This window comes from Pseudomonas kilonensis, assembly GCF_001269885.1.
GTDB lineage: Bacteria > Pseudomonadota > Gammaproteobacteria > Pseudomonadales > Pseudomonadaceae > Aquipseudomonas > Aquipseudomonas kilonensis.
Genome location: NZ_LHVH01000001.1, coordinates 40954 through 64378, shown reverse-complemented (window position 1 = coordinate 64378; position 23425 = coordinate 40954). Strand labels below are relative to the sequence as shown.

General features: G+C 62.2%; 20 protein-coding genes. 14 read left to right on the top strand and 6 right to left on the bottom strand.

Annotation, left to right across the window (positions count from 1 at the left end):
• Positions 1 to 53: 53 nt before the first annotated feature.
• Positions 54 to 560 carry a peptide deformylase gene (def, locus tag AD662_RS00295; protein WP_003196300.1) on the bottom strand — a complete coding sequence of 169 codons (507 nt, stop codon included), beginning with the start codon at positions 558 to 560 and terminating at the stop codon, positions 54 to 56.
• Positions 561 to 729: 169 nt separating this feature from the next.
• On the opposite strand from def, the gene AD662_RS00290 reads away from it, so the two are divergent.
• The 3 genes from AD662_RS00290 (at position 730) to tsaC (ending at position 3550) form a co-directional block, all read left to right on the top strand.
• A complete protein-coding gene (locus AD662_RS00290) occupies positions 730 to 1755 on the top strand; it encodes a LysM peptidoglycan-binding domain-containing protein (protein WP_024617015.1) in 1026 nt (341 codons plus the stop codon).
• 81 nt (positions 1756 to 1836) lie between these two features.
• Entirely contained in the window at positions 1837 to 2931 is a 1095-nt protein-coding gene (gene dprA, locus AD662_RS00285; protein WP_053184817.1) for a DNA-processing protein DprA, read from the top strand.
• Between the two features lie 61 nt (positions 2932 to 2992).
• Complete coding sequence (tsaC, locus tag AD662_RS00280) at positions 2993 to 3550, top strand: L-threonylcarbamoyladenylate synthase type 1 TsaC (protein WP_018603585.1); 558 nt, start codon at positions 2993 to 2995, stop codon at positions 3548 to 3550.
• 1088 nt (positions 3551 to 4638) lie between these two features.
• Here the strand turns inward: tsaC and AD662_RS00275 are convergent.
• Positions 4639 to 5616 carry an NADPH:quinone reductase gene (locus AD662_RS00275; protein ID WP_053184814.1) on the bottom strand — a complete coding sequence of 326 codons (978 nt, stop codon included), beginning with the start codon at positions 5614 to 5616 and terminating at the stop codon, positions 4639 to 4641.
• A gap of 163 nt (positions 5617 to 5779) precedes the next feature.
• Between AD662_RS00275 and hemF the strand changes: the two genes are divergently transcribed.
• Both hemF and aroE read left to right on the top strand, forming a co-directional pair.
• Complete coding sequence (hemF, locus tag AD662_RS00270) at positions 5780 to 6694, top strand: oxygen-dependent coproporphyrinogen oxidase (protein ID WP_024617012.1); 915 nt, start codon at positions 5780 to 5782, stop codon at positions 6692 to 6694.
• A gap of 13 nt (positions 6695 to 6707) precedes the next feature.
• The gene (gene aroE, locus AD662_RS00265; protein ID WP_024617011.1) at positions 6708 to 7529 is read left to right on the top strand and encodes a shikimate dehydrogenase; all 822 of its coding nucleotides are present in this window, start codon (positions 6708 to 6710) and stop codon (positions 7527 to 7529) included.
• A 129-nt stretch (positions 7530 to 7658) separates the two neighbouring features.
• Here aroE and AD662_RS00260 read toward each other — a convergent pair whose 3' ends face one another.
• The 3 genes from AD662_RS00260 to betC all read right to left on the bottom strand — a co-directional run bounded on the left by AD662_RS00260 (position 7659) and on the right by betC (position 11867).
• Positions 7659 to 9227 (bottom strand): SulP family inorganic anion transporter, encoded by a 1569-nt coding sequence (locus tag AD662_RS00260; protein ID WP_018602676.1) that lies wholly within the window; start codon positions 9225 to 9227, stop codon positions 7659 to 7661.
• Between the two features lie 189 nt (positions 9228 to 9416).
• Entirely contained in the window at positions 9417 to 10337 is a 921-nt protein-coding gene (choX, locus tag AD662_RS00255) for a choline ABC transporter substrate-binding protein (protein WP_018602678.1), read from the bottom strand.
• Between the two features lie 15 nt (positions 10338 to 10352).
• Positions 10353 to 11867 (bottom strand): choline-sulfatase, encoded by a 1515-nt coding sequence (betC, locus tag AD662_RS00250; protein ID WP_053184810.1) that lies wholly within the window; start codon positions 11865 to 11867, stop codon positions 10353 to 10355.
• Positions 11868 to 11981: 114 nt separating this feature from the next.
• Between betC and AD662_RS00245 the strand changes: the two genes are divergently transcribed.
• Positions 11982 to 12932 carry a choline sulfate utilization transcriptional regulator gene (locus AD662_RS00245; RefSeq protein WP_053184806.1) on the top strand — a complete coding sequence of 317 codons (951 nt, stop codon included), beginning with the start codon at positions 11982 to 11984 and terminating at the stop codon, positions 12930 to 12932.
• 95 nt (positions 12933 to 13027) lie between these two features.
• Here the strand turns inward: AD662_RS00245 and AD662_RS00240 are convergent, their stop codons facing one another.
• Positions 13028 to 13687 (bottom strand): NAD(P)-dependent oxidoreductase, encoded by a 660-nt coding sequence (locus AD662_RS00240; RefSeq protein ID WP_053184803.1) that lies wholly within the window; start codon positions 13685 to 13687, stop codon positions 13028 to 13030.
• Between the two features lie 84 nt (positions 13688 to 13771).
• On the opposite strand from AD662_RS00240, the gene AD662_RS00235 reads away from it, so the two are divergent.
• From AD662_RS00235 to AD662_RS00200, 8 genes are all read left to right on the top strand, one after another.
• Positions 13772 to 14098: a DOPA 4,5-dioxygenase family protein gene (locus AD662_RS00235; RefSeq protein ID WP_018602685.1), complete on the top strand. Its 327-nt coding sequence runs from the start codon at positions 13772 to 13774 to the stop codon at positions 14096 to 14098.
• Between the two features lie 339 nt (positions 14099 to 14437).
• Positions 14438 to 15745 (top strand): CitMHS family transporter, encoded by a 1308-nt coding sequence (locus tag AD662_RS00230; protein ID WP_014335839.1) that lies wholly within the window; start codon positions 14438 to 14440, stop codon positions 15743 to 15745.
• 60 nt (positions 15746 to 15805) lie between these two features.
• A complete protein-coding gene (locus AD662_RS00225; RefSeq protein ID WP_018602688.1) occupies positions 15806 to 16573 on the top strand; it encodes a TerC family protein in 768 nt (255 codons plus the stop codon).
• Between the two features lie 349 nt (positions 16574 to 16922).
• Positions 16923 to 18581, top strand: coding sequence for a Na/Pi cotransporter family protein (locus tag AD662_RS00220; RefSeq protein WP_018602690.1), 1659 nt, complete (start codon positions 16923 to 16925; stop codon positions 18579 to 18581).
• Between the two features lie 200 nt (positions 18582 to 18781).
• Positions 18782 to 20173: a M16 family metallopeptidase gene (locus AD662_RS00215; RefSeq protein ID WP_053184800.1), complete on the top strand. Its 1392-nt coding sequence runs from the start codon at positions 18782 to 18784 to the stop codon at positions 20171 to 20173.
• A 224-nt stretch (positions 20174 to 20397) separates the two neighbouring features.
• Complete coding sequence (locus tag AD662_RS00210) at positions 20398 to 21423, top strand: DUF5924 family protein (protein ID WP_024617274.1); 1026 nt, start codon at positions 20398 to 20400, stop codon at positions 21421 to 21423.
• Positions 21424 to 21475: 52 nt separating this feature from the next.
• Positions 21476 to 22624 (top strand): ABC transporter permease, encoded by a 1149-nt coding sequence (locus AD662_RS00205; RefSeq protein WP_018602697.1) that lies wholly within the window; start codon positions 21476 to 21478, stop codon positions 22622 to 22624.
• A complete protein-coding gene (locus AD662_RS00200) occupies positions 22621 to 23424 on the top strand; it encodes an ABC transporter ATP-binding protein (RefSeq protein ID WP_053184799.1) in 804 nt (267 codons plus the stop codon). The genes AD662_RS00205 and AD662_RS00200 overlap by 4 nt, the downstream gene beginning before the upstream one ends.
• The last annotated feature ends 1 nt before the right edge of the window (position 23425 follow it).

Here is a 23425-nt window from a genome sequence, read left to right as displayed (position 1 = left end):
AAGCAGTCGCAAAAAGAAAAAGGCTTGCCGCGGCAAGCCTTTGAAGGGGGGCATCAAGCATTCTGGCGATGAAGTTTTTCCAGTTTTTTCTTGATGCGGTCACGCTTGAGGGTAGACAGGTAATCCACGAACAACTTGCCATTGAGGTGGTCACACTCGTGCTGGATGCACACCGCCAGCAAACCTTCGGCGATCAGTTCATAAGGCTGGCCGTCACGGTCCAGGGCCTTGATCTTGACCTTCTGTGGGCGGTCGACGTTTTCGTAGAAGCCCGGTACCGAGAGGCAGCCTTCCTGGTATTGGTCCATCTCGTCGGTCAGGGTTTCGAACTCGGGGTTGATGAACACCCGCGGTTCGCTGCGGTCTTCGGAGAGGTCCATGACGACGATACGCTTGTGCACGTTGACCTGGGTCGCGGCGAGGCCGATGCCTGGCGCTTCATACATTGTTTCAAACATGTCATCGACCAACTGACGCACTTCGTCGTCCACTACGGCCACCGGTTTGGCGATAGTGCGCAGGCGCGGGTCCGGAAATTCGAGAATGTTCAAAATGGCCATAAGCTTGATAAATGCACGTGTGAGGTAAAGTCGGGTGGCTCGCCTGGCGTGTCTTGGGATGCAGGCTACCGTTGTAAAACGATGCGCTTGTGGAGAATAGCTCCTTAAGCAGCGAGCCACGGGGGCTCTGGCGTTTTACGCGAACGCACATAATAAAGGGATTCACCGCATGAGGAAATCACTACTCGCCCTGCTGCTCCTGGCCTCGGCCGGTATCGCGCATGGGCAAGTGCAACTTCGGGAAGGTTTTCCCCAGCAATACACGGTGGTGACGGGGGACACACTGTGGGACATTTCCGGCAAGTACCTGCGCGAGCCGTGGAAATGGCCGGAGCTGTGGCAGGCCAACCCGCAGATCGAAAACCCCAACCTGATCTATCCGGGCGACACGCTGTCGCTGGTCTACGTCAACGGCCAGCCGCGCCTGACCCTCAACCGCGGCACCTCGCGCGGCACCATCAAGCTGTCGCCGCGCATTCGCAGTTCGCCAGTGGCCGACGCCATCCCGAGCATTCCGCTGCAAGCCATCAACAGCTTCCTGCTGAGCAACCGCATCGTCGACACGCCTGAGGATTTCAACAAGGCTCCCTACGTCGTCGCCGGCAATGCCGAACGGGTGCTCAGCGGCATGGGCGATCGGGTCTTTGCCCGTGGCTCGTTCGATGCGAACCAGACGGCGTACGGTATCTTTCGCCAGGGCAAGGTCTACACCGACCCCGAGACCAAGGAATTCCTGGGCATCAACGCCGACGACATCGGCGGCGGCGAGGTGGTCGCCAGCGAGGGCGATGTCACCACCCTGGCCCTGCAACGCACCACCCAGGAAGTGCGCCTGGGTGATCGCCTGTTCAGCGGCGAAGAGCGCTCGATCAATTCGACCTTCATGCCCAGCGCGCCGAAATCGGACATCCACGGGTTGATCCTGGACGTGCCCCGGGGCGTGACCCAGATCGGTGCGCTGGACGTGGTCACCCTGAACAAGGGCCGGCGCGACGGGCTGGCCGAAGGCAATGTGCTGGCGGTGATGAAGACCGGTGAAACCGTACGCGACCGTATCACGGGCGAGCGGGTGAAGATCCCCGACGAGCGGGCCGGCCTGCTGATGGTTTTCCGCACCTACGACAAGCTCAGCTATGGCCTGGTGCTGTACGCATCGCGCTCGTTGGCGGTGCTCGACAAGGTCCGTAATCCGTAACGGGTCTCACAAGTTACCAACAGAGTTATCCACAGCTTGTTCCCGTTTGAACGGGGCTCATAACGATCAAGGATTGATCACATGCCACTGCCTGAATCTGCGCCGGTTTCCCCTGCGGAACTGGAGGCCCGGCTACGCCTTCACCGCTTGCCGGAGCTGGGACCCAAACGTTTCATGACGCTGATGGAGGCCTTCGGCTCGGCCTCCAAGGCCATCAGTGCACCGGCCAGCGCCTGGCGCGCGCTGGGCTTGCCGCTGGCCTGTGCCGAGGCGCGGCGCAACCCGGATGTGCGTGACGGCGCCGCCCATGCATTGGCCTGGCTGGAGCGTGCGGGCCAGCATTTACTGATGTGGGACCAACCCGACTACCCGGCGCTGCTGGCGCAGATCAGCGACGCGCCGCCGCTGCTGTTCGTCGCTGGCGACCCTTCGATCCTGGAAAAACCCCAGCTGGCGATGGTCGGCAGTCGCCGGGCATCGCGGCCGGGCATGGACACCGCGGCGGCGTTTTCCCGAAGCCTGGCCGGGGCCGGTTTTGTCATCACCAGCGGCCTGGCCCTGGGCATCGATGCGGCGGCCCATCAGGCGGCGTTGGACGTTGGCGGGCGCACCGTCGGCGTGTTGGGCACCGGCCTGGAAAATTTTTATCCACAGCGCAATCGTCGGCTGGCGGACGCGATGATTGCCCAGGGCAGCGCGGTGTTGTCGGAGTTCCCGTTGGACGCGCCGCCCCACGCCAGCAACTTTCCGCGGCGCAACCGGATCATCAGCGGTTTGTCCCTGGGGGTGCTGGTGGTGGAGGCCAGTGTCGCCAGCGGTTCGCTGATCACCGCGCGACTGGCGGCGGAACAGGGCCGCGAGGTGTATGCCATTCCTGGATCGATCCATCACCCCGGGGCTCGGGGCTGTCATCAGTTGATCCGCGACGGTGCGGCGCTGGTGGAAACCGTCGAGCACATCCTCGAAGCGCTGCGCGGCTGGCAGCGGTTGTCGCCAGCCTCGGCGCCTGTGCCCGTGACCCATCCGCTGCTGCGCCTGCTGCATGCCGCGCCGCTGAGCAGTGAGGCGCTGGCCGACGCCAGTGGCTGGGGCTTGCCCAAAGTGCTGGCGGCGTTGACCGAACTGGAGATGGAAGGCCGCGCCACCTGCGACAACGGACGCTGGTTTGCGCGCTAGGTTTTATGGGGAAGATCGGTAAACTGCCCACAGCCTTATTTGCGTTGCGGGAGAATCTTTCATGGTCAACAGTTGGCGTGTGCAACAAGCCGCGCGAGAAATTCGCGCCGGGGCGGTGATTGCCTATCCAACCGAAGCGGTCTGGGGCCTGGGTTGTGACCCATGGAACGAGGAGGCGGTGGAACGCCTGCTGGCGATCAAGTCGCGGCTGCCCGACAAAGGCCTGATCCTGGTGGCTGACAACATCCACCAGTTCGACTTTCTGTTCGAAGACTTCCCCGAAACCTGGATGGACCGCATGGCCAGCACCTGGCCGGGGCCCAATACTTGGCTGGTGCCGCACCAGAACCTGCTGCCGGAATGGATCACCGGGGTGCACGACACCGTCGCGCTGCGGGTCAGCGATCATCCCACCGTACGCGATTTGTGCTCATTGGTGGGGCCGCTGGTGTCCACCTCAGCCAACCCCCAAGGACGCCCGGCGGCGCGCACGCGGATTCGCGTCGAGCAGTATTTCCGCGGGCAGATCGACCTGGTGCTGGGCGGCAACCTGGGCGGGCGCAGGAACCCCAGCGTGATTCGCGACCTCGCTACTGGCAAGGTCGTGCGCCCGGACTGATACCGCGTCATCGTTCATCGCGGGCAAGCCTTGCTCCCACAGAGTAAAACCTGTGGGAGTGAGGCCTACTTTCACAGAGCATGGCCTGCGGGAGATCTGCCTCCACAGAGCATGGCCTGTGGGAGACCTACCTCCACAGAGCATGGCCTGTGGGAGACCTACCTCCACAGAGCATGGCCTGTGGGAGATCTACCTCCACAGAGCATGGCCTGTGGGAGATCTGCCTCCACAGAGCATGGCTTGTGGGAGATCTACCTCCACAGAACATGGCCTGTGGGAGATCTACCTCCACAGAGCATGGCCTGTGGGAGATCTACTTCCACAGAACATGGCCTGTGGGAGGCCTACTTTCACAGAGCATGGCCTATGGGAGATCTACCTCCACAGAGCATGGCCTGTGGGAGGCCTACTTTCACAGAGCATAGCCTGTGGGAGATCTACCTCCACAGAGCATGGCCTGTGGGAGGCCTACTTTCACAGAGCATGGCCTGTGGGAGATCTACTTCCACAGAACATGGCCTGTGGGAGGCCTACTTTCACAGAGCATGACCTGTGGGAGATCTGCCTCCACAGAGCATGACCTGTGGGAGATCTGCCTCCACAGAACATGGCCTATGGGAGATCTGCCTCCACAGAACATGGCCTATGGGAGATCTGCCTCCACAGAACATGGCCTATGGGAGATCTGCCTCCACAGAACATGGCCTGTGGGAGGCCTACTTTCACAGAGCATGACCTGTGGGAGATCTGCCTCCACAGAGCATGGCCTGTGGGAGATCTACTTCCACAGAACATGGCCTGTGGGAGGCCTACTTTCACAGAGCATGACCTGTGGGAGATCTGCCTCCACAGAGCATGGACTGTGGGAGCATGGCCAACTTCCACAGAACATACCCTGTGGGGGCATGGCCAACTTCCACAGAACATACCCTGTGGGGGCATGGCCTGCTTCCACAGAACATAGCCTGTGGGGGGCATGGCCTGCTTCCACAGAACATAGCCTGTGGGGGGCATGGCCTGCTTCCACAGAACATACCCTGTGGGAGCAAGGCTTGCCCGCGATGAGGCCATCACAAACACCCTGTAACTCAAGGCAGGAGAATGGTCGACCCCGTCGTGCGCCGCGCCGACAACTCGGTATGGGCCTTGGCCGCTTCCGCCAGTGGGTAACGCTGGTTGATGTCCACAGTGAGCTTGCCGCTGGCGATCATTGCGAACAGTTCATCGGCCATGCGTTGCAGGTTTTCGGCGTTGTTGGCGTAAGTCGCCAAGGTCGGGCGGGTGACGTAGAGCGAGCCCTTGGCCGAGAGAATTCCCAGGTTCACCCCGTCCACCGCACCCGAGGCGTTGCCGAAGCTCACCACCAGGCCACGGGGGGCGACGCTGTCCAGCGACGTCAACCAAGTGTCCTTGCCAACCCCGTCGTACACCACGGGCACCTTCTTGCCGTCAGTCAATTCCAGCACCCGCTGTGCGACGTTTTCCTTGCTGTAGTCGATGGTTTCCCAAGCGCCGTGGGACTTGGCGATGGCGGCTTTTTCCGGCGAGCTGACGGTGCCGATCAGCTTCACGCCCAAGGCCTTGGCCCACTGGCAGGCCAGGGAACCCACACCACCAGCGGCGGCGTGGAACAGAATGGTTTCGCCACCCTTGAGTTCATAGGTCTGGCGCAGCAGATACTGCACGGTCAGGCCCTTGAGCATCACGCCCGCCGCCTGTTCGAAACTGATGGATTCGGGCAGATGCACCAGGTTGGCCTCGGGCAACACATGCACATCACTGTAGGCCCCCAGCGGGCCGCTGCCGTACGCCACTCGATCGCCGACCTTGAACCGCGTGACGTCCGAGCCGATCGCTTCGACCACGCCCGCGCCTTCGGCGCCCAGGCCCGATGGCAATGCCGGTGGCGGATAAAGGCCGCTGCGGTAGTAGGTGTCGATGAAATTCAGGCCGATCGCCTTGTTGCTGACGCGCACCTGCTGCGGGCCGGGCTCGGCAGGCGAGTAATCGACGTACTCGAGCACTTCGGGACCGCCGTGGGAATTGAACTGGATACGTTTGGCCATCTTCACTTTCTCCTTGTCGCAGGACTTTTACCAAGCCCGCTATCGGACTCCTAAGCTTGACCGTCGTCAACTGTGGTGTGGGCAAGTGCGGTGGTATCCTGTGCGCCCATTTGCCACCGGCCCGCCATACGCCGCGTAGCGTAGCCCTGATCAAGGTGATGTCATGTCCACTCGCACCGAGGCCGTGAAAGCCTACCTGCTCGACCTGCAAGACCGTATTTGCGCCGCCCTGGAAACCGAAGACGGCGGCACGCGCTTCGTCGAAGATGCCTGGACCCGGCCGGCCGGGGGTGGCGGTCGCACGCGGGTGATCGAGAACGGCACGGTGATCGAAAAGGGCGGCGTCAACTTTTCCCACGTCTTCGGCAGCGGCCTGCCACCCTCGGCCAGCGCCCATCGGCCAGAACTGGCCGGGCGCGGCTTCGAAGCCTTGGGCGTGTCGCTGGTGATTCACCCGCACAACCCGCACGTGCCAACTTCCCACGCCAACGTGCGTTTCTTCATCGCCGAAAAGGAAGGCGAAGAGCCGGTCTGGTGGTTTGGCGGCGGCTTCGACCTGACGCCTTACTACGGCGTCGAAGAAGACTGCGTCCATTGGCACCGTGTCGCCGAGCAGGCCTGCGCGCCGTTCGGCCCCGAGGTGTACCCGCGCTACAAAGCCTGGTGCGACAGCTATTTCCACCTCAAGCATCGCAATGAGCCCCGGGGCATTGGCGGCCTGTTTTTCGACGACCTGAACGCGTGGGATTTCGACACCTGCTTCGCCTTCATCCGCGCCATCGGCGACGCCTACATCGATGCCTACCTGCCGATCGTGCGCCGCCGCAAGCATGACGCGTTCACCGCCAAACAGCGGGAATTCCAGGAGTTTCGCCGTGGGCGCTACGTGGAGTTCAACCTGGTCTACGACCGCGGCACCCTGTTCGGGCTGCAATCGGGCGGGCGTACCGAATCGATCCTGATGTCCCTGCCACCGCAAGTGCGCTGGGGCTACGACTGGAAAGCCGAACCCGGCAGTGAAGAGGCGCGGCTGACCGAGTACTTCCTGCAGGATCGCGATTGGCTGGCGACGGCCTGAACGAGGATTGTCCATGGACCGCTACGTTGTAATGGGTAACCCGATCGGCCACAGCAAGTCGCCGTTGATCCATCGCCTGTTTGCCGAGCAGACCGGGCAAACCCTGGACTACAGCACGCTGCTGGCGCCCCTGGAGGATTTCGCCGGTTGCGCCCGGGCGTTTTTCCGCGAGGGGCGTGGGGCAAACGTCACCGTGCCGTTCAAGGAAGACGCCTTTCGCCTGGCCGACAGCCTGACTGAACGGGCCCTGCGGGCCGGGGCGGTCAATACGTTGAGCAAACTGGCCGACGGTCGTCTGCTGGGTGACAACACCGACGGCGCCGGGCTGGTCCGGGACCTGACCGTCAATGCCGGCTTCAGCCTCAAGGGCAAGCGCATCCTGTTGCTCGGGGCCGGCGGCGCGGTACGCGGTGCCCTGGAACCGCTGCTGGCCGAAGCGCCGGCCTCGGTGATCATCGCCAATCGCACGGTGGAAAAGGCCGAATTGCTGGCCGAGTTGTTCGCCGACCTGGGCCCGGTCTCCGCCAGCGGGTTCGACTGGCTGCAAGAGCCGGTGGACCTGATCATCAACGCCACCTCCGCGAGCCTGTCGGGGGATGTACCGCCGATTGCCGCCAGCCTGATCGAGCCCGGCAAGACGGTTTGCTACGACATGATGTATGGCAAGGAACCGACCTCGTTCTGTCGTTGGGCCAAGGGACACGGCGCGGCGGTGGCGATGGATGGCCTGGGCATGCTCGCCGAACAGGCGGGCGAAGCGTTCTACCTGTGGCGCGGGGTACGCCCGGACACCGCGCCAGTGCTGGCCGAGCTGCGCCGCCAGTTGGCGCTTTAAGCTGTTGTGGGAGCAAAGCTTGCTCGCGACGCAGGCGCCTCGGTTTCCAAAAGACCGCGTCGTATTCATCGCGAGCAAGCTTTGCTCCCACAAGTCCTCTTGCACCAAGTTTTGTGTACCTGAGCCCTTTCAGTCTTCGAAGTGAATCGGGCACTTCTGCGCCCCCTCCAGCTTCAACAACTCCTCCACCACCTGCGGCCGGGCCATGCGCAAGGTCAGGCTACGCCCCTGGCTGCGCAGGCGCCGGGCTTCCTGGTGGAGCATTTCCACCCCGGAATAATCGATAAAGTTGATCTGCTGGGCATCGATGACCACCCGCTGCGCCTGCAACCGTTGCAGGCGTGCTTGCAGGTAATGGCTGGCGCCGAAAAAGATCGAGCCGCCGACCCGCAGGATTTCCGCCTCCCCTTCGCGAAAATGCTGCACCCGCGGCTGTGAAGTGCGCTTGAGGTAAAAGAACAACGAGGCCAGTACGCCAGCGTAGATAGCGGTTTGCAGCTCCAGCAGCAACGTGGCCAGGCAGGTCAGGCCCATCACCACGAATTCGGCGCGGCTCACGCGGTACAACGCCCGGATACCGCGGTGGTCCACCAGCCCCCAGGCGATCAGCAGAATGCTGCCGGCCATGGCCGGGATCGGGATGTGCGCGATCAGGTTCGCCCCGGCGACCGCAAACAACGCCACCCACAAGGCCGAGAATACCCCGGCCAGGGGCGAGCAGGCCCCGGCTTCATAGCTGAGGCCGGAACGGGTAAAGGAACCGGCCGACAATGATCCGGAGAAAAATCCGCCAACGATGTTGGAAAGCCCCTGCGCCCTCACCTCCTGGTTCGCATCGAGCAATTGCCCGGAACGTACCGACAACGAGCGGGCAATGGACAGGCTGGTGACCAGCCCGAGCATGCCCACCGCGACCGCCCCGGGCAGCAGACGCAGGATCAGCTCCAGGTCCAATGGCAACAGCGTGAGCGGCGGCAGGCGCCCGGCAAAGGCACTGACCAGCGCCACATGCGCGAACATCGCCGGCCACAACCAGACCACCAGGCTGCTGATGACCAAAGTTATCAACAGGCTCGGCCAACGCGGCAGCAAGCGCTTGAGCACCACACCCAGGACCAGGGTCCCCAACCCCAACAGCAGCGACGGCTTATCCACAGCCCCGATGTGGTCGACGAGCATCAGCAGCCCCCTCAACGCCGTGGCTTCGTTCGGCAGGTCGAGGCCCAGCAGGTTCGGCAACTGCCCCAGGGCGATGACCACCGCCGCGCCCAGGGTGAAACCCAGCACCACCGAATGCGAGACGAAATTCACCAGCGCCCCGAAACGCAGCAACCCCAGCAACCATTGGAAAATGCCTGCCAACACCGTCAGCAGCAGGATCAAGGTGATGTAGTCCTGGCTGGCGGGGACGGCCAGCGGACTGACGGTGGCGTACAAGACGATGGAAATCGCCGCCGTGGGCCCGCAGATCAGGTGCCACGACGAACCCCACAGGCAGGCGATCAGCACCGGCACGATCGCCGCGTACAAGCCGTATTCCGGTGGCAAACCGGCAATCAGGGCGTAGGCAATGGACTGCGGCAACGCGAGAATCGCGCCGCTCAGGCCAACGATCAGGTCACGGCCGACACTGGCGCGGGTCTGCCGGGGCAGCCAGCTCAGGAAAGGCAAGAGTGAACGGCGCGTGGGGATTGCCATGGGGCCTCAAGGATGGGGTTTGCAAACAAGGGTATCAGGACAAGGCACCGTTCTCCCTGTGGCAAGGGGATTTATGTGGGAGCAAAGCTTGCTCGCGAAACAGGCACCTCGGTCTCTGAAAGACCGAGTCGTCTTCATCGCGGGCAAGCCTTGCTCCCACATAAATCCCCTTGCGACAGTGCTCCGCCGTCAGAGCTTGGCCTTCACCGCCGCCAGCGCATCCTTGCCATCGAGGGTCTTCACACCGTCCAGCCATTTATCCAGGACCGCCGGGTTGGCCTTGATCCAGGCCTTGGCCGCATCGGCGTTGCTGACCTTGTTGTTCACCACCTCGGACATGATGCTGTTTTCCATGTCCTGGGTGAAGCTCAGGTTGGTCAGCAGCTTGCCCACGTTCGGGCAGGCCTGTGCATAACCTTTGCGGGTCAGGGTGTAGACACTGCCGGTGTCGCCGAAGTATTTCTCGCCGCCCTTGAGGTAATGCATTTTCAATTGCACGTTCATCGGGTGCGGGGTCCAGCCGAGGAAGGTCACGAACTTCTGTTTCTTCACCGCCCGGGAGACTTCCGCCAGCATCGCCTGCTCGCTGGACTCCACCAGTTTCCACTCGCCCATGCCGAAGTCATTGGTCTTGATGATTTCTTTCAGGGAGAGGTTGGCCGGAGCGCCGGAGCCGATGCCGTAGATCTTCTTGTCGAACTTGTCGGCGAATTTGTTCAGGTCGGCAAAGTTATGCACACCGGCGTCCCAGACGTAGTCCGGGACCGCCAGGGTGAACTCGGTGCCGTCCAGGTTCTTGGCCAATTGCGTGACGTCGCCATTGGCGACGAACTTGTCATAGAAACCCTGCTGCGCCGGCATCCAGTTACCCAAAAACACATCCACCTGGCCATCCTTGAGGCCACCGAAGGTGATCGGTACCGCTAGGGTGTCGACCTTGGCCTTGTAGCCCATCCCATCCAGCAGGAAACCGGTGATGGCATTGGTGGCGGCGATATCGCTCCAGCCTGGGTCAGCCATCTTCACCGTTTCGCAGCTTTGCTCGGCCCAGGCCGAAACACTGCTCAACGCCAACAGCCCAGCGGTCAGTACTGTGGATAACTTTTGCATGGCTTGCCCCTTACGTTATTGGTTTTGGCAGGGTTGTGGATAACGGGCCTTGCGCTCCAGATCGTCGAGGTCGATGTGGTTACGCATGTACTGCTGGCTGGCGTCCACCAGCGGCTGGTGATCCCAGCTCTTGAGTTTGCCCAGGCTCAACGCCTGGGCGACGAAACGGCGGCGCCGCTGGCTGGCGAGCACCTGTTGATGAATCGTCGGGATGTCCCACTTGGCACGCGCTTCGGCGAGAAAATCGGCGAACAGGACTTGGTGCTCCGGGGATTGGCGGAGATTTTCCAGTTCCTTGGGATCGTTGCGTACGTCGAACAGCAGGCACGGGTCATCTTCGCTGTAGATGAATTTCCACGGGCCGCGACGGATCATCATCAACGGGCTGATGGTGCCTTCGGCCATGTATTCACCGAAGACTTCGTCATGTCCGCCCTGCCCTTGCAGATGCGGCACCAGCGAACGGCCATCCAGCGGCAAGCCCGGCTCCAGCGTGCCACCGGCCAGCTCGACCAGGGTCGGCAGCAAATCGGCGGTGGACACCGCCGCGCCCACCCGGCCGCTGGCGAACTGCCCCGGCGCACTGATCAGCAACGGTACGCGGGCAGCCATTTCGAACCAGTGCATTTTGTACCAGAGGCCCTTTTCGCCGAGCATGTCCCCGTGATCGCCGGAGAACACGATGATCGTGTCGTCTAGCAGGCCGGTGTCTTCCAGGGTTTGCAGGAGCTTGCCAACGTTGCTGTCGATGTAGCTGCACGCGCCGAAATAGGCGCGGCGGGCATCGCGAATCTTATCCACAGGCAGTGGCTTGTCCCACAGGTCATAAACCTTCAGCAGCCGCTGGGAATGGGGATCGAGCGCCGTTTGCGCCGGGGTCTGCGGCAAAGGGATGTCGTTGTCGTCATACAAATCCCAGAACGCCTTGGGAATCGTGTACGGGTCGTGTGGGTGGGTCATCGATACGGTGAGGCAAAACGGCTGGTCACCGTCCTCGCGAATGTGGTCGAACAGGTACTGCTGGGCCTTGAACACCACTTCTTCATCGAAATCCAGCTGGTTGGTGCGCACGCACGGCCCGGCCTGCAACACCGACGACATGTTGTGGTACCAACTCGGCCGCACGTCCGGCTCGTCCCAGTTCACCGCCCAGCCGTAATCGGCCGGGTAAATGTCACTGGTCAGGCGCTCTTCGTAGCCGTGCAGTTGGTCCGGCCCGCAAAAGTGCATCTTGCCGGACAGCGCCGTGCGGTAGCCGAGGCGACGCAGGTAATGGGCGTAGGTCGGCACGTCCGCCGGGAAATCCGCCGCGTTGTCGTAGGCGCCGATCTTGCTCGGCAACTGGCCGCTCACCAGGGTGAAACGCGACGGTGCGCACAGCGGGCTGTTGCAATAGGCGGCATCGAACACCACGCCCTCAGCGGCCAGGCGCGACAGGTTCGGCAGCTTGATCGGCGAAGGACCGTAGATCGGCAACATTGGCGCGGCCATTTGATCGGCCATGATGAAAAGAATGTTCTTGCGCTTCATGTATTCGCGGCATTCCATAGTAGGCAGTTATGCGACATTGCTGCGATTGAGCATGTAGCCCCCGGGTTTTGGGGTAAAGCCCATGCAGGATAATGACTAGGATAAGCACAGCTTATGTATGAGGCCCTGGGTAACCTGTCCCTGGAACTGTTCCGAGCCTTTGAAGCCGCGGCGCGCCAACAAAGCTTTACGGCGGCGGCGATTGAGCTGGGCACCACGCAACCGGCCATCAGCCAGCAGATCAAGCGTCTGGAAGAGCAACTGGGTACGCGGTTGTTCGACCGCATCTATCGCGGCATCGAACTGACCGAGGCCGGGACGATCCTGTTCGAGCAGGTGCAGGCCGGCTTGCAGAGCATCGATGCCGGGCTGAGTGCGATCACCGCCCAGCATCAGCATGAGGTGCTGCAAGTCGCCACGGACTTCGCCTTCGCCGCCTACTGGCTGATGCCGCGCCTGCATCGCTTCCACGCCGCCAATCCGCAGGTGGACGTCAGCCTGGTGACCAGCGAACGCAACCACAACATGCTGCGCACCGATATAGACGTTGCCGTGCTGTTCGGCGACGGTCGCTTCAAACAAGGTGAAAGTCGTTGGTTGTTCAGCGAAGAAGTCTTTCCTGTGTGCAGTCCGCTGCTGCTCAAGGATCGTCCCCTGCCCTTGTCCGCCCAGGCCTTGGCGGAGTTTCCATTGCTGCACCTGCGCGCGGGCAACAGCAACAGCTGGTTCGACTGGAGCGGCGTATTTCGCGAGCTGGGCATCACCTCGCCGCCGGCGCCCGGGCAACTGCGCTTCGACAACTACACACTGCTCATCCAGGCGGCGATTGGCGGCCAGGGCGTCGCCATCGGCTGGCGGCACCTTGTGGATAACTTATTGGCCCAGGGGCTGCTGTGTCGTCCTATCGCTGAAACGGTGCTGTCGCGGCTGGGGTATTACGTGGTCTTGCCCCAACGTAAACGCCGCGGTGTGTTGATCAGGCAATTCGTCGATTGGCTGATGGAAGAACAGGCCAACAGTGCCGAATCGCTCACGGGGCTGCCGTTGCCGTCGATTGCTGTTTGAGTGCGTGGGTAGATGATGGTTTTTTGGGGCCGCTTCGCAGCCCAGCGGGGCGGTGCGACGTTTCGCTAAATTCCCTCGCCACAGGATGTCCACAGCTAGTGGGCGGCCACGAAGCTGACGTGCTCGCCCACGTGCAGGTTCAGGCGCAGCTCATCGGCGATGCCGACCGCCACCCGGTTGAGCCGCTCCAGGGATTCGGCCATGCCGGGTTCGAGGCTGGTACTGACCTGGCTGAAATGTTCGATACCCAGGCCAGGCGCGGCATAGGGGGCGTTGATCAAGGTCCATTGCAGGGTGCTGTTCTTCAGGGCATCGAGGACTTCTTCGGTGGCATGGCGCTGCAAATCGTCGTCCGCCTGCTCTTCGTCGAGCACCGCAAAGTCGCCCACCAGGAACAGCCGCGCAATGTTCACCACCTGCATGCCGGCGATCAGTGCATCCACGGCCAATACTTGCTCCACCGGGCCGGGAATCAAGGTGCGCTCCACGTGTTCGCTGTTCATCGGCAACCCCGGCGCGTTCAGCAGACACACCACGGCGCTGGCACCGGCAACACTTTGCTTGACCCGCTCGGGATCGAAAAGATCACCAGTCTTGGTCCGCAGGCCCGGGCGGGGAGCCAGGGCGGTAAGATCGTCGAGAATGGCGATGACTTCGTGCTGGCGCCGCAGCATTTCAGCCATCAACGCACTGCCGAGGCCGCTCATGGCACCATAGAGCACCACTTTGGTGACCGGGGTTTCGGCGTTTTTCATGGCTGCTTTCCTCTTTATCCCGCGTGTAAAGGCTCTGACCCGCGGAAAACGGCGAGGGTTCGGCCTCTTTTCAAGGAGTGACAGATGCAGCGGATCAAGGGCTACCACGCCCACGTGTATTTCGACGCCAGCACCCTGGACCAGGCGCGGGCCTTGTGCGAGGAAGCGGCGCAACTGTTCCCGCTGAAAATGGGCCGCGTTCATCAACGCCCGGTCGGCCCGCACCCGGACTGGAGCTGTCAGCTGGCCTTCGACCCGCAGTACATCGGCGTGGTCTTGCCGTGGCTGGCGCTCAATCGCAAAGGCCTGGTGATTTTCCTGCACCCGGAGACCGGCGATGACCTGATCGACCACACCGAGCATGCGATCTGGATGGGCGCGGTGCGGCCGTTGAATCTCTCAGCATTTTGATTGACCGGTGGAGCACCGATTTTCTGTGGGAGCTGTGCCCCACAGATAAATTTTGCTCCCACAGGTGAGCTTTACCTCACAGAAAAACTCCATTGCCTGCAACGAAAGCTGACTGAAAGCTTCCGCGATTAGGATCACCCCACTTCCGGCAAAAGACCGGTCGGCCAAAAGCGAGTTTTCAAGGCTCGCTCGGCCCTTTTAACAACAACAATGGTGATTCTGATGTCCGCTGCTACCCGTCCCGCTGCACCCACTCCATCCGTTCCCCTCGTGCTCTGCATCCTGCGCTGACCTGTCCGGTTCGCCTTTCATAGCCGCGCCACGCCTGGAGTATTTCCCATGCTGACTTTCCTTGGCTTCGCCATGGTCATTACGTTCATGTTCCTGATCATGACCAAGCGCCTGTCCGCGCTGATCGCCCTGATCATCATCCCGATCCTGTTCGCCCTGTTCGGTGGCTTTGCGCCGAAAATCGGCCCGATGATGCTCGAAGGCATCACCAAGCTCGCCCCGACCGGGGTGATGCTGATGTTCGCGATTCTGTATTTTGCCCTGATGATCGACTCCGGCCTGTTCGACCCGGCCGTGCGCAAGATCCTCAAGCTGGTCAAGGGCGACCCGTTGAAAGTTTCGGTCGGTACCGCCGTTCTGGCGCTCGTCGTTTCCCTTGATGGTGACGGCGCGACCACTTACATGATCTGCGTGGCCGCGATGCTGCCGCTCTACAGCCGCATCGGCATGAGCCCGCGCATCATGGCTGGCCTGATCATCCTCGCCGGCGGCGTGATGAACATGACCCCATGGGGCGGCCCGACGGCCCGTGCGGCCAGTGCGCTGCATGTGGACCCGTCCGACATCTTCGTGCCGATGATTCCCGCGATGCTGGCCGGTGTGGTGGCGATCCTGGCGATTTCCTACATGTACGGTAAGCGCGAGCGTGCGCGCCTGGGTGAACTGCACCTGGTCGGAGATGAAATCGACCACAGCGAAATCAGCGTTTCCCAATTCCCGGACGCTCGTCGTCCAAAGCTGATCTGGTTCAACGGCGCATTGACCCTGGGCCTGATGTGCACCCTGATCGCCGGCCTGTTGCCGCTGCCGGTGCTGTTCATGGTGGCGTTCAGTATTGCGATGATCGTCAACTACCCGTGCCTGCAACAGCAGAAAGACCGCGTTGCGGCCCACGCCGGCAGCGTGTTGGCGGTGGTCGGGCTGATTTTCGCGGCCGGTATCTTTACCGGCATCCTGTCCGGCACCGGCATGGTCGACGCCATGTCCAAGAGCCTGCTGGCGGTCATCCCGGAGTTCCTCGGCCCTTACCTGGCGGTCATCACCGCGCTGGTGAGCATGCCGTTCACGTTCTTCATGTCTAACGATGCATTTTATTACGGGGTGTTACCGGTTCTCGCCGAGGCAGCCAGCCATTACGGCATCACCGCCGTTGAAATGGCCCGTGCCTCCATCGTCGGCCAGCCCGTCCACCTGTTGAGCCCACTGGTTCCGTCGACCTACCTGCTGGTAGCCTTGGCCGGGATCGAGTTCGGCGATCACCAGCGCTTCACCTTGAAGTGGGCAGTACTGGTTTGCCTGTGCATAATGTTCGCCGCCTTGCTGATGGGGATTTTTCCGCTGTTCAGCACTCTATAAAAGCAACGCCCGCTGCGTCGTCTCGGCGGCGCGGCCTAACACTCGCTCAAAGGAACTCACATGGAATGGCTGACCAACCCGGAAATCTGGGTTGCCTTCTTTACTCTGACCGCCCTGGAAATTGTCCTGGGCATCGACAACATCATCATGATCTCGATCCTGGTCAGCCGCATGCCCAAGCACATGCAGGCGCGCACCCGGATCTTCGGCCTGGCGCTGGCCATGATCACGCGGATCCTGTTGCTGCTGTCCATCACCTGGGTCATGCGCCTGACGGCCGATTTGTTCGAAGTGTTCGGCCAGGGCATCTCCGGTCGTGACCTGATCCTGTTCTTCGGTGGCCTGTTCCTGCTGTGGAAAAGCTCCCAGGAGATGTACCACGCGCTGGAAGGCGAAGATGAAACCAACGACGAACCTTCGGGCAAGGGCGGCAACTTCATCTACACCATCATCCAGATCGCGATCATCGACATCGTGTTCTCCCTGGACTCGGTCATTACTGCCGTCGGCATGGTCTCCCACGTGCCGGTCATGGTGGCAGCGATCATCGTCGCCGTGCTGGTGATGATGCTGGCTTCGGCCACCATCAGCGAGTTCATCGACAAGCACCCATCGCTGAAGATGCTGGCGCTGTCGTTCCTGCTGGTGGTCGGTACCGTGCTGATCGCCGAGTCGTTCGACGTGCATGTGCCAAAAGGCTACGTCTACTTCGCCATGGCATTCTCCCTGGCGGTGGAAGCCATCAACATCAAGATGCGTACTGCCATGGCGCGCAAGCGCAAGCAGCAGGATCCGGTGAAACTGCGCAAGGACATGCCGGGTCAGTAACGGCATAGGGCAATGAATGAAGGGGCTCTTGGAGCCCCTTTTTCATGCCCGTGAAAAGCAAACCTGCCATTTGGGTTGGAAATACATGACCTGTGGGAGCGGGCTTGCTCGCGAAAGCGGTGGATCAGATGGCATTAATGTGACTGACCTACCGTTTTCGCGAGCAAGCCCGCTCCCACAGGATCTCTGTCGTTCTGGACGATCGGATTTTATGACGGATTTGTTTCAAACGATTCTTTAGCTGTGCAATGCTGGCGCCCGAACCGTTCGCCAACTACAGCTTAAGTACAAGAACGAAGAATGTGGCATCGCCAATTTGTCCCTTTGGGACGCTAACAGGGGGCTTCTCATGCTGACCCTGCTGAACTTGCTCTCCGCCGTCGCCCTGCTGATCTGGGGCACGCATATCGTGCGTACCGGCATCTTGCGGGTCTATGGCTCGAACCTGCGCCATGTCATCGGCCAGAACATGTCCCGGCGCTGGCTGGCGTTTATCGCGGGCATCATGGTCACGGCCATGGTCCAGAGCAGCAACGCCACGGCCATGCTCGTCACCTCGTTCGTCGGCCAGGGCCTGATGGCGCTGACCCCGGCGCTGGCGACCATGCTCGGCGCCGATGTCGGCACCGCGCTGATGGCACGGGTGCTGACCCTCGACCTGTCGTGGCTGTCGCCGCTGCTGATTTTCCTCGGGGTGATTTTTTTCCTCTCGCGCAAACAGACGCGCGTCGGGCAAATGGGCCGGGTCGGCATCGGCCTGGGCCTGATCATCCTGGCCCTGCAATTGATCGTCGAAGCCGCGGCGCCCATCACCCATGCCCAGGGCGTGAAAGTGATCTTCGCCTCGCTGACCGGCGACATCCTGCTCGATGCGTTGGTCGGCGCGCTGTTCGCGATGATCTCCTATTCCAGCCTGGCCGCCGTGCTGCTGACCGCGACCCTGGCCGGTGCCGCGGTGATCAGCCTGCCGGTGGCCATCGGCCTGGTGATCGGCGCCAACATTGGCAGCGGCGTGCTGGCGTTCCTCAGCACCAGCATGCAGAACACCGCCGGGCGCCAGGTGGCGCTGGGCAGCCTGCTGTACAAGCTGATCGGGCTGTTGTTGATCATCCCGGTGCTCGATCCGCTGGTGGGTTGGCTGGACAGCCTGGATTTCAGCCCCCAGGAAACGGTGATTGGTTTCCATCTGCTCTACAACACCGTGCGGTGCCTGGTGCTGCTGCCCAGCGTCGGCCCGATGGCCAGGCTCTGTGCCTGGCTGCTGCCGGAGCGGCCCGATACCAACGGCACGGCCAAGCCACGACATCTGGACCCTACCGCCCTCGTCACCCCGAGCCTGGCGCTGGCGAACGCGGCCCGGGAAACCTTGCGTATTGGCGACCTGATCGAAAACATGCTCGAAGCCATGCTGGACGTGCTGCGCGGTGCGCAAACGGCGGTGACCCAGGACGTGCGGCGCATGAGTGACGACGTCGAAGCGTTGTGCAGCGCAATCAAGTTGTACATGGCGCAAATGCCCCGCGAGGACCTCAGCGAACAGGACAGCCGCCGCTGGGCGGAAATCATCGAGCTGGCGATCAACCTGAAACTGGCCAGCGACCTGATCGAGCGCATGTTGCGCAAGGTCCAGCAGCAGAAGACCTCGCAACGTCGCTCCTTTTCCGAAGTAGGCCTGGAAGAGTTGGCGGGGCTGCACAGCCACCTGATCGCCAACCTGCGGCTGGGGCTGTCGGTATTCCTCAGTGCCGACCGGGAAAGCGCCCGTCAGTTGCTGCGTGAGAAACGTCGCTTTCGGGCGCAGGAACGGCGCATGGCCCATGCCCATGTCAGCCGCTTGCAGCGCAAGGTCGTGCAAAGCCTGGAGACCAGTTCCCTGCACCTGGAGCTGATCGCCGACATGAGGCGCCTCAATTCGCTGTTTTGCGGCAGCGCCTATGTGGTCCTGGAGACCGCCGAGATCGGCGCGCTGGCGGCGGATGAAATTAGCGACATTACCCATTCGCCGTGAACGACTGGCGCATTGGTCAGTCAGTAACAATGTCAGTCAATAACAATGGCTCGGGCCTGAAAGCGTTCGCCGGCCCGCCTGCTCCCGTTGTCATGAAAAACGCATAGATTCGATAGGGGAGCGAGCCGACTCCGGGCGGCGATCCGCCGATGACGGCCTGCCCGGCACCATGGACCCCACTCAGTCGCCAGGAAGCCCTTATGCGTTGTCTGTTGTTCGCCTTTCTTTTGCTCGGCTCACTGCCCGTGGTCGCCCTGGACCGGTTCCAGGTCGAAGGCTATATGTTGCCCAACGGCATGCAACTGCTGCTCAAGCCCGGCACCGAGCGCGGGCATGTGGCGATCCGCCTGGTGGTCGGCGTGGGCCTGGACGACTTCAGTTGCGCCGACAAGGAACTGCCGCACCTGCTTGAACACCTGCTGTTCAGCGGCGTCGATGAGAGCGGTGAAGGCGGCCTGGAGGAGCGCATGCAGGCCTTGGGGGGCGAGTGGAATGCCTTCACCAGCAATGCCGACACCACGTTCGTCATCGAGGCGCCGGCACGCAATCAACGCAAGGTCCTGGAGCTGCTGCTGGCGCTGTTGACCCGCACCCGCATCGATGAAAAAGCCCTGGAGGCAGCCAAGCGGGTGGTGGAACGCGAGGACGGTGGCCACTACACCCACCTGCAACGCTGGCTCGATCACCAGGACCTGGGCCACAAGGCCAGCAACCAGTTGGCGGTTGAGTTGGGCCTGCGGTGCGCGGAACGGGCCGAGGTCGAGCGCCATACCCTCGCCCGCCTCGAACAAGTGCGCAAGGCCTGGTATGCGCCGAACAACATGACGCTGATCGTGGTCGGCGATCTCGACCGACTGCTGCCGGCCTATCTGGAACGTGCCTTTGGCGAACTCGAGCCGGTGGAGCCCAGCGCGCACGAGGCGTTGCCGCAGATCCGCTACAAGGCGGTCACCAAGCGCAACCTGATCCGTGGCCTGGCCGGCGACAGCGCCAAGCTTCATTGGCTGTTCCCGGAACCGGTGCTGGACGAGCAGCATGACGAAACCTTCGACCTGCTCAAGGATTACCTGGACTGGGCGCTCTATCGCCAATTGCGCCTGGCCCATGGCCTGTCCTACGGGCCGTGGACCGAACGCGAGGTGCTCGGCGGCGTCGGCTTCTTCAGCCTGAACGCCGACCTGTCCCGCGAAGACTTGCCCGAAGCCGAACAGGCGCTGGAAGAGCTGCGCAAGAGATTGCTCAAGGATGGCCTGGACCCCGCCGATTTCGTGCGCATCAAGCGCGCGGCCATTGCCCATCAGTCCTGGGCGGTTCAAGGCAACAGCGCACTGGCCGATTACTACTGGAGCGCCCTGGGCAATTATGAAGACGGCCGTTTCGCCAACCCGGCCCTGCGCCTGCAGGGGGTGAGCCTGGAACAAGCCAACGTGGCCCTGCGCGAACTGCTCAAGGACCCGGGTTACCTGCGCATCGAGAAGCCGTTGCTCAGTGACGATGAGCTCGTCTGGGGGCTGGGCGGTTTGCTGGGGGTGCTGTTGCTCGGGTTGGTGGTGTGGCAGGTGCGACGCAAGGCTCGACCGAACGAAGAATGATCTCGGGGCGGCACACATTTGTGGCGAGGGCATCTGTCTGCTGTGTGGGAGCAAGGCTTGCCCGCGATGGACGCGACGCGCGTCTTTCAGAAACCGAGGCGCCTGTTTCGCGAGCAAGCTTTGCTCCCACAGCAAATCCCACTTGCCACAGAGCACTCGTCACATCGATGTCCTGACGATACTCTGTCAGGGATATTTCCTACGACTTACTGTGAAACCACCGAATGCAGAACCTGACTCTCTACATCCAGCGCATCCTTGAACTGATGAAGCGCTATCCAGGGGTCATCGCGCTCGGTGGTTTCATTTCCGGGGTCGGCAGTTTCATGCTGGTGGACCGCCAGCAGGGCCTGGCGACCTGGATCGCCATCATGATGCTGGTGAGCTGGCTCTGGCTGATGGTCGAAAACAGCATGACCCGGCTGTTCACGCGGATTTTCAAACGGGAAATCCCCCAGCCGCTGCTGCGCTACGCCACGCAGATGATTCACCAGGAGAGCCTGTTTTTCGTCCTGCCGTTTTTCTTCATCACCACCACCTGGAACAGCAGCCAGTTGATTTTCACCGGCCTGCTGACCGTCGCGGCGCTGATTTCGATCACCGACCCGCTGTACTACAAATGGCTGGCGCCCCGGCGCTGGGCGTTCCTGGCGTTGCACACGCTGACGCTGTTCGCCGCCCTGCTCACCTCTTTGCCGGTCATCCTGCACCTGACCACCGACCAGAGCTTCAAGCTGGCGCTGGGCATTGCCATGCTGCTGTCGTTCCCCAGCCTGGCCTCGATCTTCCCGATCCGCACTGTACGCAACGCCTTGGCGATCCTCTGCATCACCCTGGGGATTGGCGCCGCCGGCTGGGTGCTGCGCTCCTGGGTGCCACCGGCCACGCTGTGGATGACCGAAGTGGCGATCAGCACCCAACTGGAGGACCGCACGCCGGGCGCCAGCCTCAAGGAGGTCAGTGCGGCCCAGATCCGCGGCAGCGGCCTGTACGCCTACACCGCCATCAACGCGCCGCGAGGGCTCGATGAGCGGATTTATCACGTCTGGCAGTTCAACGGCAAAGAAGTCGACCGCATCGCCCTGGACATCCATGGCGGACGCAAGGAAGGCTATCGCGCCTGGACCCACAAGCAGAACTTCCCGCAAGATCCGACGGGCAAATGGCAAGTGCGGGTGCTGACGGAAAATGGCCAGATGATCGGTGTGCTGCGTTTCACTGTGAACGCCGCCACACCCGAAGCAAAATAACGGCGGTCGTGCTATTAGGTAGCGCTGTTCAAGTCGAACGAGCATGGAGCTTATGACCCCCGGATCCCCCACTGGCACTGCCCGGCTGGACACGTCTAGCGCCCCCGCGCAGCTATGGGTCAGCGGCGACTGGACGCTGGCCCACTACGCGCAGCTCAAGCGCTTGAGCGAATCCTTGCGCGGCCAATACGACGAGAACACCCTGATCGACCTCAACGGCCTCGGCGCCCTCGACACCGCCGGGGCTTCGTTGCTGGTGGAACTGCTGGGCTCCGAACGGCTGGGCAAGACCGCCGAGCACCCCGATTGCAGCTTGCCGGCCGCCGAGCGGGCGCTGTTGCAGACGGTCTATTGCTCGCTGACGGACTTCTGCGTGCCGGTGAAAGAGCAGCCCGTCAGCGTGATGACACAGTTGCTGACGCGTATCGGTCGCGCCGTGGACAAAGTCTGGCAAGACACCCTGCAACTGCTGGGTTTTGTCGGCCTGATCCTCGAAACCCTGGCCCGCAACCTGTTTCGCCCCAGGCGCTGGCGCATGACAGCGATGGTCGTTCACATCGAACAGACCGGCCTGGACGCGGCTCCTATCGTCGCCCTGCTGACGTTCCTGGTCGGCGCGGTGGTGGCGTTCCTCGGCGCGACGGTGCTGGCCGACTTTGGCGCCAGCATCTTTACCGTGGACCTGGTGGCATTCTCGTTCCTGCGTGAATTCGGCGTGTTGCTCACAGCGATTCTCATGGCGGGTCGCACCGCCAGCGCGTTCACCGCGCAGATCGGCTCGATGAAGGCCAACGAAGAAATCGACGCGATCCGCACCCTGGGCCTCGATCCAGTGGAGTTGCTGGTGGTGCCACGGGTGCTGGCGCTATTGGTGGCGCTGCCGATGCTGACCTTCCTGGCCATGCTCTCGGGCATTATCGGCGGCGGTGTCGTGTGTGCCCTGTCGCTGGGTATTTCCCCGGCCATGTTCCTGTCGCTGTTGCAGTCGGACATTGGCGTGCAGCATTTCCTGGTGGGGATGGTCAAGGCGCCGATCTTTGCCTTCCTGATCGCCGCCGTGGGCTGCCTGGAAGGTTTCAAGGTCAGTGGCAGTGCCGAATCGGTCGGGGCTCACACCACGTCCAGCGTGGTGCAGTCGATTTTCGTGGTGATTGTGCTCGATGCCGTGGCCGCGCTGTTTTTCATGGAGATGAGCTGGTGAGCCAACCCCCGCGGCCGCCCACTGAGGCGGTGATTCAAGTGCGCGGCCTGTGCAATCGCTTCGGCCGCCAGAGCGTGCATGAGAACCTCGACCTGGATGTGTACAAGGGCGAGATCCTTGCCGTGGTCGGCGGCTCCGGCAGCGGCAAATCGGTGCTGCTGCGCAGCATTGTCGGCCTGAACCGGCCCAGCGAGGGTTCCGTGCGGGTGTTCGGCCAGGACTTGCCGAGCCTACCTGCGGAGCAACGTTCGCGGGTGGAACGGCGCTTTGGCGTGCTGTTCCAGAAAGGCGCGCTGTTTTCGTCACTGACCGTGACAGAAAACGTCGCCCTGCCACTGATCGAACACGCCGGGCTCAGCCGGGCCGACGCCGAGCACCTGGCAGCGGTGAAACTCGCGCTGGCCGGGCTGCCACTCTCGGCCGCAGACAAGTACCCCGCCTCGCTGTCCGGCGGCATGATCAAGCGCGCCGCCCTGGCCCGTGCGCTGGCCCTGGACCCGGACATCCTGTTTCTCGACGAACCCACCGCCGGCCTCGACCCCATCGGGGCGGCGGCATTCGACCAGTTGATCCTGACGCTGCGCGATGCCCTGGGCCTGAGCGTGTTCCTGGTCACCCACGACCTGGACACCCTCTACACCATCACCGACCGGGTGGCGGTGCTGGCGCAGAAAAAAGTGCTGGTGGCCGATGTCATCGACAAGGTGTCGGAAACCGACGACGCCTGGATTCACGAATACTTCCATGGCCCTCGCGGCCGCGCGGCGTTATCGGCCGCTACACAATCCAACGAGGTTTGAC

Excerpts from the sequence above, each read along its gene's own strand:
- AD662_RS00240 (WP_053184803.1), bottom strand. The coding sequence starts at position 13,687 with ATGAAAAACGCCGAAACCCCGGTCACCAAAGTGGTGCTCTATGGTGCC.
- betC (WP_053184810.1), bottom strand. The coding sequence starts at position 11,867 with ATGAAGCGCAAGAACATTCTTTTCATCATGGCCGATCAAATGGCCGCG.
- AD662_RS00205 (WP_018602697.1), top strand. The coding sequence starts at position 21,476 with ATGACCCCCGGATCCCCCACTGGCACTGCCCGGCTGGACACGTCTAGC.
- AD662_RS00275 (WP_053184814.1), bottom strand. The coding sequence starts at position 5,616 with ATGGCCAAACGTATCCAGTTCAATTCCCACGGCGGTCCCGAAGTGCTC.
- def (WP_003196300.1), bottom strand. The coding sequence starts at position 560 with ATGGCCATTTTGAACATTCTCGAATTTCCGGACCCGCGCCTGCGCACT.
- AD662_RS00245 (WP_053184806.1), top strand. The coding sequence starts at position 11,982 with ATGTATGAGGCCCTGGGTAACCTGTCCCTGGAACTGTTCCGAGCCTTT.
- AD662_RS00230 (WP_014335839.1), top strand. The coding sequence starts at position 14,438 with ATGCTGACTTTCCTTGGCTTCGCCATGGTCATTACGTTCATGTTCCTG.
- choX (WP_018602678.1), bottom strand. The coding sequence starts at position 10,337 with ATGCAAAAGTTATCCACAGTACTGACCGCTGGGCTGTTGGCGTTGAGC.
- AD662_RS00290 (WP_024617015.1), top strand. The coding sequence starts at position 730 with ATGAGGAAATCACTACTCGCCCTGCTGCTCCTGGCCTCGGCCGGTATC.
- AD662_RS00210 (WP_024617274.1), top strand. The coding sequence starts at position 20,398 with ATGCAGAACCTGACTCTCTACATCCAGCGCATCCTTGAACTGATGAAG.
- AD662_RS00260 (WP_018602676.1), bottom strand. The coding sequence starts at position 9,227 with ATGGCAATCCCCACGCGCCGTTCACTCTTGCCTTTCCTGAGCTGGCTG.
- hemF (WP_024617012.1), top strand. The coding sequence starts at position 5,780 with ATGTCCACTCGCACCGAGGCCGTGAAAGCCTACCTGCTCGACCTGCAA.
- AD662_RS00235 (WP_018602685.1), top strand. The coding sequence starts at position 13,772 with ATGCAGCGGATCAAGGGCTACCACGCCCACGTGTATTTCGACGCCAGC.
- dprA (WP_053184817.1), top strand. The coding sequence starts at position 1,837 with ATGCCACTGCCTGAATCTGCGCCGGTTTCCCCTGCGGAACTGGAGGCC.
- AD662_RS00220 (WP_018602690.1), top strand. The coding sequence starts at position 16,923 with ATGCTGACCCTGCTGAACTTGCTCTCCGCCGTCGCCCTGCTGATCTGG.
- AD662_RS00215 (WP_053184800.1), top strand. The coding sequence starts at position 18,782 with ATGCGTTGTCTGTTGTTCGCCTTTCTTTTGCTCGGCTCACTGCCCGTG.
- tsaC (WP_018603585.1), top strand. The coding sequence starts at position 2,993 with ATGGTCAACAGTTGGCGTGTGCAACAAGCCGCGCGAGAAATTCGCGCC.
- AD662_RS00225 (WP_018602688.1), top strand. The coding sequence starts at position 15,806 with ATGGAATGGCTGACCAACCCGGAAATCTGGGTTGCCTTCTTTACTCTG.
- aroE (WP_024617011.1), top strand. The coding sequence starts at position 6,708 with ATGGACCGCTACGTTGTAATGGGTAACCCGATCGGCCACAGCAAGTCG.